Annotated in this window: 9 protein-coding genes; 3 read left to right on the top strand and 6 right to left on the bottom strand. The window is 45.8% G+C overall.

Going from position 1 to position 8,497, the window contains the following annotated elements; genetic code table 11:
- The first annotated feature begins 8 nt into the window (after positions 1-8).
- Positions 9-680: a ThuA domain-containing protein gene (locus tag ACLFWI_RS21770; protein WP_446414652.1), complete on the top strand. Its 672-nt coding sequence runs from the start codon at positions 9-11 to the stop codon at positions 678-680.
- Between the two features lie 85 nt (positions 681-765).
- Here the strand turns inward: ACLFWI_RS21770 and ACLFWI_RS21765 are convergent, their stop codons facing one another.
- Both ACLFWI_RS21765 and ACLFWI_RS21760 read right to left on the bottom strand, forming a co-directional pair.
- Positions 766-1,218: a cupin domain-containing protein gene (locus ACLFWI_RS21765; protein ID WP_446414651.1), complete on the bottom strand. Its 453-nt coding sequence runs from the start codon at positions 1,216-1,218 to the stop codon at positions 766-768.
- Between the two features lie 142 nt (positions 1,219-1,360).
- Complete coding sequence (locus ACLFWI_RS21760; protein WP_446414650.1) at positions 1,361-2,131, bottom strand: cysteine hydrolase family protein; 771 nt, start codon at positions 2,129-2,131, stop codon at positions 1,361-1,363.
- A gap of 403 nt (positions 2,132-2,534) precedes the next feature.
- On the opposite strand from ACLFWI_RS21760, the gene ACLFWI_RS21755 reads away from it, so the two are divergent.
- On the top strand, positions 2,535-3,959 hold the full coding sequence (locus tag ACLFWI_RS21755; RefSeq protein ID WP_446414649.1) for an amidohydrolase: 1,425 nt from the start codon (positions 2,535-2,537) through the stop codon (positions 3,957-3,959).
- Between the two features lie 276 nt (positions 3,960-4,235).
- Here the strand turns inward: ACLFWI_RS21755 and glmS are convergent, their stop codons facing one another.
- From glmS to ACLFWI_RS21735, 4 genes are all read right to left on the bottom strand, one after another.
- Complete coding sequence (gene glmS, locus ACLFWI_RS21750; RefSeq protein WP_446414648.1) at positions 4,236-6,188, bottom strand: glutamine--fructose-6-phosphate transaminase (isomerizing); 1,953 nt, start codon at positions 6,186-6,188, stop codon at positions 4,236-4,238.
- 249 nt (positions 6,189-6,437) lie between these two features.
- Positions 6,438-6,713 carry a GlsB/YeaQ/YmgE family stress response membrane protein gene (locus ACLFWI_RS21745; RefSeq protein ID WP_446410894.1) on the bottom strand — a complete coding sequence of 92 codons (276 nt, stop codon included), beginning with the start codon at positions 6,711-6,713 and terminating at the stop codon, positions 6,438-6,440.
- Positions 6,714-7,070: 357 nt separating this feature from the next.
- Positions 7,071-7,208: a PEP-CTERM sorting domain-containing protein gene (locus tag ACLFWI_RS21740; RefSeq protein ID WP_446414647.1), complete on the bottom strand. Its 138-nt coding sequence runs from the start codon at positions 7,206-7,208 to the stop codon at positions 7,071-7,073.
- Positions 7,209-7,258: 50 nt separating this feature from the next.
- A complete protein-coding gene (locus ACLFWI_RS21735; RefSeq protein WP_446414646.1) occupies positions 7,259-7,798 on the bottom strand; it encodes a choice-of-anchor I domain-containing protein in 540 nt (179 codons plus the stop codon).
- A gap of 368 nt (positions 7,799-8,166) precedes the next feature.
- Here ACLFWI_RS21735 and ACLFWI_RS21730 point away from each other — a divergent pair.
- The coding region (locus ACLFWI_RS21730) for a phosphate/phosphite/phosphonate ABC transporter substrate-binding protein (RefSeq protein ID WP_446414645.1) at positions 8,167-8,497 on the top strand (331 nt) is incomplete at its 3' end.

The following is an 8,497-nucleotide window of genomic DNA, read 5'->3' as shown; positions in this document are numbered from 1 at the left end:
TTTATAATATGACAGCCAATCCTCGCGTAACCGTCTGGAATGAGTATCAAGTGGAAAAACAACAACCTGAGGTTGCTAAGATTTATCCTGATGGCATTCATCACGCGATCGCGCAACATTTGCAATCCTCAGGATTAACGGTTAAAACTGCCACATTAGACCAACCTGATCATGGATTAACTGATGCCATCCTTAACCAAACAGATGTTTTAATCTGGTGGGGACACATTGCCCATGACCAAGTACAAGACACTATCGTCGATAAAGTCCATCAGCGCGTTTTGTCTGGTATGGGTTTAATTGTATTGCATTCGGGTCACTTTTCCAAAATTTTTAAACGGCTGATGGGTACATCTTGTCGTCTCAAATGGCGTAATGACGGCGAAACAGAACGGCTTTGGGTTGTTGATCCATCCCATCCCATTGCAGCAGGTTTAGATCAGTCCTTTGAACTGGCGACTGAGGAAATGTATGGTGAATTTTTTGATATTCCTAATCCGGATAGTTTAGTGTTTATCAGTTGGTTTGAGGGGGGTGAAGTCTTTCGCAGTGGCTGTTGTTTTCACCGAGGTAAAGGTAAAATTTTTTACTTTCGTCCCGGTGACGAACTTTATCCCACCTATTATCAGCCTAGTGTATTGCACGTTATTACCAATTCCATTTACTGGGCAAGTCTTTAATTGTTGATTGTTCATTGTTGATTGTTCATTGGTAATCTTTTCCCTCATCTCCCTCATCTACCCGATCTTCTCTATTCCCTATTCCCTAACACAGAACCACGGCATCAGTACGCCCCAATACTCGAAAATCTTCCTTGTCCAAATCTACAGGTGTACCGCTGCGAATCAGTTCAACAAAATCCTCATTAGGAACCATGAAGCATAACGCATATAAACGACCACGACCTGTATTTATAATTTCATGAATACCCGTTGGTGGGACTAATAAACTATCTCCTGCCCGAAATGGCACATTTTTGCCATCACACCGGGCAATTCCTTCCCCTTTAAGGATAAAAAACATTTCTACAGCAATTTGATGACGATTAGGGGGAGTTTTGCCACCTTCATCAAAAATCTCCACGCAAACGGTTAATGACGCATCCGCGATTGCCGGATCAAAGATAATGGCTATACGGTTAGTATCCTGGGGACTAATCCGATAGGCTTGGTAGTCCTTAGGGGACTTGATAACGGGAATCATACAACGGGATTCCATAGGTAGTTTCTCCTGCAATTTGTCAGTGGTCAGTGGTCATTGGTCATTCGTTTTTGATGCCAACCATTGGTAGCTGCTAACTCTCCCCATTTTCTTTGTCTCCTCTGCCCTTCTGCCCTCTGCCTGCTGCCTTCTAAAATTGTTAAGCTTTTAGGGCTTTCAGAAGTAATTGGGAATCGCTGGTAAAGCCAAAGCATTGATTAACATTGTAAATAGTGGCTTTAAAGCAGTAATCAGGAGACGTTGTTGCCGCACAATCTTTAAGCAAAACACAATCATATCCCAGGAAGTTAGCATCTTGTAATGTTGCCATGACACATTGATCAATGTTGACACCCGCAAAGAAAAGAGTGGTTTTGCCCATATTGCGTAAAATGCTGTCTAAGGCAGTGTCCCAGAAGCCACTCATGCGATATTTGTCAATATAAATATCTTCGGGTTTGCGGTCTAATTCATCTACAATTGCTGCCGACCAGCTATCTTTTGTTAGTACTTTTGCCCCATTTTTGGGCAAGGGATCACCGAGTCCAATTCCGGCGCCTGTGGGGTTGTAAACATGGCGCAATCCAGCACTAATATTGAGTAAGTCGGGACGATTTCCCCAGTTCACCCAAATCACAGGAACGTTGACATCTCGTAACTGGGGAAGCAAGCTTTTAAGGGGTGCAATTGGGCTGCGGGCTGGGGTTACGTCTACGCCAATATGGGCTAACCAGCCATCGGGATGACAGAAGTCATTTTGCATGTCGATGATTAGGATGGCAGATTTGACTAAATCCAGGCGCAGGCTTTTGGTTTCGGTGGTAAGGGTAATGGGATGAGGGATTAGAGAGGGGCGAGTGAGATCCGCGATCGCATCACTCACTCCCCAAGCATTGGGGGCTACACCTAATGTCCGTAACGGTTGATTCATGGCAGTAATGAATGATAGATATCCCAATAATTGTACTCAGTTTCGATCCACTTACAAGTGATGATCGATGAGTCATCGCCCTAATTGTCTGATAAATTAGGGCGTTGAAGTGACTGAGATTTTACAAAAATTTATCAAAACAGCCGGAGAGATTCATTAACCTGTTGTTTAATCATCCTCGTCATAATCATAGTCGTCATTGTCGTGATCAGACTCAACCCAATAACTATTGGGTAAAATTTGTAATAAAACTTAATAAGCTTTGTTGAAAGACTGACTGTTTGCCCCAATCGCTGAAAAAATATGATAAAATAATTTCATTTAGCTGACAAGTTTGTCGTCAGTGCTTTAGCGCTTCTGGCACGCTTCGTGCCTACTACGAACAATACATCAGGTTCAATCTGTGAGTTGTACAATTCAACACGTTTTAATCCCTATTGATCCGGACTATACAACCGTAGATGTGCAAATTGAGGCAGATCGGATTGCCACAATTGTGCCTCACTCCTCTGTTAATTCTGGGGAAAGGAATACTACAGTCGATGGGAAAAATAAACTGCTTCTTCCCGGTTTCATTAATGCCCACACTCACTCCTCGGAGATGTGGCAACGGGGTATTATTCCACCCTTACCTTTAGAACTGTGGATTGCCCAACTTTATGAGTTTACACCTTTAGCACCAGAACAGGTTTATTTGAGTGCGTTGGGGACAGCCGTGGAAACATTACTGTCTGGTGGGACAACGGTTGTCGATCATTTGGTATTAATTCCAGGGAAAGAAATTGAAACCGTTGCGGCGGCGGTTCGGGCTTATCAAGATATTGGAATTCGGGCATTTATTGGTCCGTTGATTCAAGATGAATCCCTGTCGCAGGGGATTCCCGATGGGGGTGTGAAGCAAAACCATGATCCTTATCATCACTCAACCGAGGAAATCCTGGCATTTATGCAGGAGGTGGTGCAGCGATTTCATCATCCCGAATCAGGAATCAACATTCTCGTCGCACCAACGGGGATACAACTCTGTTCTGATAAACTGTTGGAGGGTTGCATTGAATTAAGCGATCGCGAGAATTTATGTCGTCACGCCCATCTATTGGAAACAAAAGCACAGCAGCAACTAGCGCAAGAAAAATACGGCTGTAGTGCGGTAAGACATTTACAACAGCTTGGCTACTTGAGTCGGCGCACCTCTTTGGCGCACTGTGTCTGGTTAGATGATGCCGATATTGGGATTTTAGCCCAAACGCGATCAACAGTGGTTCACAATCCCTTGAGTAATTTGCGCTTAGGAAGTGGGATTGCACCCATTTTGAACTACCGGAAAGCCGGAATTAATGTTACCTTTGGCTGTGATGGTGCAGCCAGTAATGATGCCCAAGATGTCTTAGAAGCGATTAAAATTGGTACATTATTGCACAATACTACCGATTTAGACTATCGCCACTGGATTACGCCGCGTCAGGCGATTAAGATGGCATCCTTAGGCGGGGCAAAGGGGTTGAATATAGCGGATGAGTTAGGTTCGTTGACAATCGGCAAAAAAGCTGATTTAGTCTTATATGATTTGACCAATTTATCTGTATTACCCCGTACTGATCCGATCGCTTCACTGGTATTAGGGCGTCCGACAAATGTAGTTGATACGGTTTGGGTGAATGGGGAACGAGTGGTTGCCAATGGAAAAGTAACCCGCATTGATATCGATGAATTAAGGAAGGAATTATTTGAGCAAAGTGAATGGATGAGTAGTCGCCAGTCTAAAAGCATCCAGCCGTTTGAAGCCCACTATCGTCAAGTAATGGGTTTAGACGTTTCCAATCAGTAATGGGGAGATTGAACGGATTGCAGTGGCGGCGGTAATTGCATCCGAAAAACCCACTGTAGGGGCGACCCGCTTGGTCTAATTAACAACACCAGTCCACTCAATTAGGTCGGGTCGCCCTCTACTCAACCGGAAAGAGGGCGGGTTTAATTAAGTTATCAGTTTTTGCCAAAGGTTATCGGTGAAACCCGCCCCTACAGACGTGCCATGATACGTCTCGACATCTGTATAATAAGCTGTTCGGCATTTCTTTTTACTCTGGAACATAAGATTTGGCACTTATTCCACTGTGACTGATTTTGCCAAATTCCTCGGCTGATCCACATCTAAACCCCGCCGCGCCGCAATGTGATATGCCAAAAGTTGTAAGGGCATTACTGCCAAAATTGGAGATAATAATTCCTCCACCACTGGCACCGATAATAAAATATCAAAGGTTTGAGCCGCTTCTGGATCATGCATGGGTGTCACCCCAATTAATCGCGCATCTCGCGCCTTGGCTTCTTGGGCATTAGATAGCACCTTTTCATACACAGTACCCGGCATCGCGATCGCAACCACGGGAACTTTAGAATCCAATAGGGCAATGGGTCCATGTTTCATCTCCCCCGCAGGATACCCTTCGGCGTGAATATAGCTGACTTCCTTAAGCTTCAACGCCCCTTCTAAAGCGATGGGGAAATTAATCCCACGCCCTAAAAAGATGAAATCTTGGGTTTCGGCAAACTCATGGGCTAATTCTTCCAGATAATGTTCCTGACGCGATAACACCAACTCAATCTGGGAGGGAAGTTGACGCAACCCAGCAATAATTTCGGCAATCCGTGACGGGGGTAGGGTTTGGCGTTGATAGGCTAAATCCAGTGCTAAACAGTAAAATACCACCAATTGAGTGACAAAGGTTTTCGTTGCCGCAACACCAATTTCCATTCCCGCAAACGTCTCAATAATATGCGGGACTAAATGCGCCAGAGAACTCTCGGAACGATTGGTAATCCCCACCAGTCGCGGCTGATACTCTTGTCCTAAACCAGTACGCCGTCGTTTTTCCATCTCCAACGCCGCTAAGGTATCAGCAGTTTCTCCCGATTGAGTAACGCCAATGGTGAGGGTATTGCGCGTCAAGGGTGAGGGGGCATAGCGGAATTCTGAGGCATATTGTACCATCGTGGGAATTCCAGCGAGTTGTTCGATCAGGTATTTCCCGACCAGACTGGCGTGCCAACTGGTACCACATGCCAATATCTGAACATGTTCTAAGTTTTCATACAACGACTCAGGAAGTCCTAATTGTATTGGCGTGGTTATGGATGGGGTGTCTCCGGCGACTGGGTTTTGATCAGGTATCGCGCTACTGCTATCATTTTCTCCCGCAGACCAATCACTGCTAATATAAGCTTCTAAACAGGTTCGCACCACACCCGGTTGCTCAAAAATTTCTTTGAGCATGAAATGACGGAATCCCTGTTTTTCGACTTGTACAGGATTCCAGTTAAGGGTGCGGGGGAATTTGCGAAGACGTTCCCCGTTAAAGTTATAGACTTCTGCCCCTAGGGGGGTTAACCGTGCCAGTTCCCCATTCTCTAGGTTCAACACCGCATGGGTGTGGGGAACGAGGGCGGGAGTATCGGAGGCGCAGAAGAATTCTCCTTGACCAAATCCCAGGATTAAAGGAGCTTGTTGTCGTGCGACAATAAATTCATCGGGATAGTCTGCACAAATAATCGCGATCGCAAACGCACCATGGAGTTGATTCACCGCTTGGCGCACAGCGTCTAGCAAGGCATTCGGGTGTTGAATATCTGGGGTTGAGGGTTCGGGGAGAAACTCGGCAATTAGGTGGGGAATCACTTCGGTATCGGTATCGGAACGGAATTCATGTCCCCGTTTTTTCAAGTCTTCCCGTAGTTCTCGATAGTTTTCCACGATGCCATTTTGCACCACGGCTACGCGCTGATGGGTGTCGGTATGGGGATGGGCATTATATTCTTCCGGTTTCCCGTGAGTTGCCCAACGGGTATGTCCAATACCAAGTCGGGCTTGGTTATCGGTACGTTCCAGTTTTTCCCGTAAATTGTAGAGTTTGCCTTTAGCGCGAACGCACTGAATTTCCCCTTCCCAAACGGTGGCAATTCCGGCAGAATCATAGCCTCGATATTCGAGTCGTTCTAACCCTGCCATTAAAATATCTGTTGCTGGTTGCGTACCAATATAACCAACGATTCCACACATTGAACCGCTCCCTCCTCAAACATGATGCCTTCAACATCTTATTCGATATAGGCTAGAGGGCAACCCATGGGAACGTCAAGAATCATTACCAGGACTTATACCAAGTTGTAGTCTAAGGTCTAATTTGTCATGGTTGGCGTAACCCTTGAGAGGACGGAAGAGCAGGCGTCAGTCAATGCGCCGTATGTTTCGGGCGAGAGTAATCTCGTCTAGTTACAAGCCCCATCCCCTTGTGGGTGGGGTTGTTGACTATGCGGATTTCTGAGTGACTAAACCCCAGATAAAGATTAACAGCAAGGCACCGAGAACGGCAAAGATAATACTGCCAATACTGAGAGCGCCTGAAGCGGCGGCGGCGGCTCCGGACGAGCCTAACAAGAGTTTACCCAGAAACCCTCCGACGAAAGCACCGAGAATCCCTAAGCCAATAGTGGCAAAGATTCCGCCGCCTTGATGCCCGGGATAAATGAGTTTAGCCAGTGCGCCTGCAATTAAACCTAATACGAGCCAAGCAATAATATTCATAGAATTCTCTCCTTAATGCTTATTGATGTCTATGTCACGATTAAGTTCAGGATATCAATTTACTGTAACTCCTCGCTTCTATCTAATTAAATAAATTAACTCTGTCTAAATCAGTCTTTATGATTATCCGAAGATGTAGAGACGTAGCATGCTACGTCTCTACACCCAAATTAATTCGGGGGACTCATACCCCAACCGCTATTGGTTTAAATGCCATCATCCTTAGGATTTATACCAAGTTGCATTCAAAGATATAAATTTCCCTCCCCCTGCTCCAGACGCGCCATGGCACGTCTCTACAAGCTTCCCCTGCTTCCCCTGCTTTTCCTATCTACTATGTTTGAGCGCAACTCGGTATTAGTGGGGGCGCTTGCGTTTTAATCCAAGCCAGCCTAAGGAACTAAATAGTAATAAACCTAATACAGAACTGGGTTCGGGTACGCTTTCAACTTCAAAGACACTCAAGGTTCCACTGGTTTCATTGGCGGTAACCACCAAGGGATTACCATTGGGACTGTCGTTAGCCGCAATGAACAGTAACCCTTCTAACCCTCTGGATCAGTATCTGGGTAATCATCATTCAACTCCCCCTCGTTAGACACAATAACCTTGGTGCCATCTGGGGTGAAGGTGAGTGAGTCGGGGACTGAACCAACTGAAACCGGGTCATGTAGGGAATTCCCTTCCGCATCGAAGAACAACACAAAACCAGGATTTTGCGGTATCTCATTGGTGACAGAGACAGCAAATCGACCATTGTTATAGCTGACGCTGTTGGGTAAGCCATAGCTGGTAAGGTTGATGCTTGTGAACGGCGACGGATTCGTTGGATTGCTAATATCAAGGATATTAATCTGCTGTTGACCGGAACTGGTCACGAACAACCGTTGAGTGATCGGATCATACGCCGTTTGTTCGGCGGTGCTGTCCGCGAAAATTTCTGTCGAGAAGGAACCGATGGGTGTCAGGTTGAGATTAATCGCGGCGGCTGGTGTCGCCACCATACCGACTAAGACGGCTGACTGTAGGGTTGACTGAACGATACTGGGCATTCGATGAATGAGTGAATGTTGACGCCTAGACATGGGTGATGAACCTCCTGATTCGGATACAGGTAAGTAAGAAGGTGGGTATAGTTAACCCCAAGAAGTTACGTTTTGTAAAGCAACATTGCCGCTGATTTGGGTAAGAATAGCTGATGTTTTTACATTTCTTAATATATTAAGCGAAATGAACACCGTTTGTTTGCCAGGGACAGAACGACCAATGCACAATTCCCAGCCAGCGCTACAGAGCAATTTGTTTACAAAAATTAACTTGAAAAGTCGAGTAAAACTACCTAGTTATTCACTCCTTATTTAGCATGGTCTTACACCAATAAAGAAGAGTTCTGGGACAGGTTCATCAACTCTTTAACAAAAACCCCGCCGCCAAGATAGAGAAATTCCAGCCCATGGCAGATTACCTAGCCGCCCGCTTGGAAAAATTTGACATTGGTGTGGGTGAGGTGAAAGTTGCCCCCGACTTAGATACAATGGCAAGCCTGCTCAAAGAAGGCAAAGTCGATATCTACGTTGACAGTCCCTACCCTGCCATGATTGTCAGCGATAAATCTGGAGCCAAACCCATCCTGCGCCGCTGGAAGGATGGAAAGGGTGAATACTATGGGGTGATCTTTACCTTGGCAGAAAGCGAGATTGACTCCTTAGCCGATCTCAAGGGAAAAATGATCACCTTTGAGGAAACCGCCAAGTTTGACGAGTTTCCCGTTGAAACCAGTCTCG

It is taken from the genome of Coleofasciculus sp. (assembly GCF_046539235.1).
GTDB lineage: Bacteria > Cyanobacteriota > Cyanobacteriia > Cyanobacteriales > Coleofasciculaceae > Coleofasciculus.
Note: the sequence above shows the minus strand (reverse complement) of the source record. Positions and strands in the feature narration are given on the sequence as shown.